The organism is Mycobacterium sp. TH-M82 (assembly GCF_057473605.1).
The window spans coordinates 1-1,192 of the sequence record NZ_JBYCKY010000530.1 but is presented as its reverse complement, the minus strand read 5'-3'; the positions used below and the strand labels follow the sequence as shown (position 1 = coordinate 1,192).

Genomic DNA, 1,192 nt, shown 5'->3' with positions numbered 1-1,192 from the left:
GTGTTGTGGCTGACGAAACCGTTGGTCAGGAATGCGTGGTCGGAGGTGTCCACGCGCAGGCTGTACACCGGTTGTACACCTGCCTCGGTGACGGAGACGATGCGCGCGTAGTAGAACCGGCCGTCGGTGAGGTCGCTGGCGATGGCGCGGACGTCGGGATCGGCGATGTGGGCCAGAATCTCCCCGCCGCGCGTGCGCCAGCGTTGGATGCGGTCGACGTTGTGGCGGTTGAGCCAGTCGCGGTCGGCCCGGGAGCCACCGGCGTACCTGCCGATGAACGCGGCCAGTCCGGGTACGTGATCTTCGTCCCGCCCGCGGCAAGTCGGCATCTCAGCGAGTACGGCGTTCAGCTTGGTTTGTTTGGCACCGCCGAAACCGACATGGTTTGCGAAGATTTCGGCCTGAGCACGATCGGTGATGGCGACCTCGTGCTCGCCATCAGCACGGCGGCATCGCCGTGAGACCACTCCGAACTCGAGCAGCATCTGTTGAACGTCTACCGCCAGCTGCCTGCTGCGTGTCGAGTACGATATGTGAATCGTGTTGCGCGGTAGCGCAGAACACGAGCCATCACCCTCGAACAACGCTTGCAGGAAGACGCGTTTCGCTGCGGCGGGGGACTGCCACAGCCAATGCGGCACCGACTTGTCGGCCGGACGTTGCCCGATCATCCCGCCGAGCCGCGTCTTTCTGAGTTCCGACAGATTGTGCACGTCGAATTCGTGCAGCATCGAACCGCAGGAGGTCACCCGCGCGGATACATACCGCCGGCCTCCGACGACCGCGTCGTATGCACCGACGACCTTCTCGAAGTAGTCGCGGTCGAGGTTGTTGAACCCGGCGCGAGTTTCGGACCCGAAGCCCTCGCTGACGAAAGCACCCAACAGCAGGGCTTCCAGCGCGTCATGGCAGTCATCGGGGCCCGATTCCGCCGGTGGCGTTCGCTGCAACACGACGTGGTCGTCGGGGCGGAGCTCTGCGATCAGCTTCCACAGCAGGGTGGGTACGCCGCCGACGTCGACCAAGCACAGTAAGGGATGGTTGGCCGTGCCCGTGACCTCGTAACCTTCAGCCGTCCGTACCCTGAAAGTCTGATGCTCGCCCGAATGGAACAGTGTGTCCGCCAAAACGGTGTTGCCGTGCCGATCCAGAACCTTCAACTCGACCACGTTGTCCGAATTGGGCGCAGCGC

Annotated in this window: 1 protein-coding gene; it reads right to left on the bottom strand. The window is 63.8% G+C overall.

Translation table 11 applies throughout. From position 1 onward, the window contains the following. A partial coding sequence (locus AC2VON_RS16215; RefSeq protein WP_486953873.1) for an LAGLIDADG family homing endonuclease occupies positions 1-1,192 on the bottom strand: 1,192 nt, incomplete at both ends.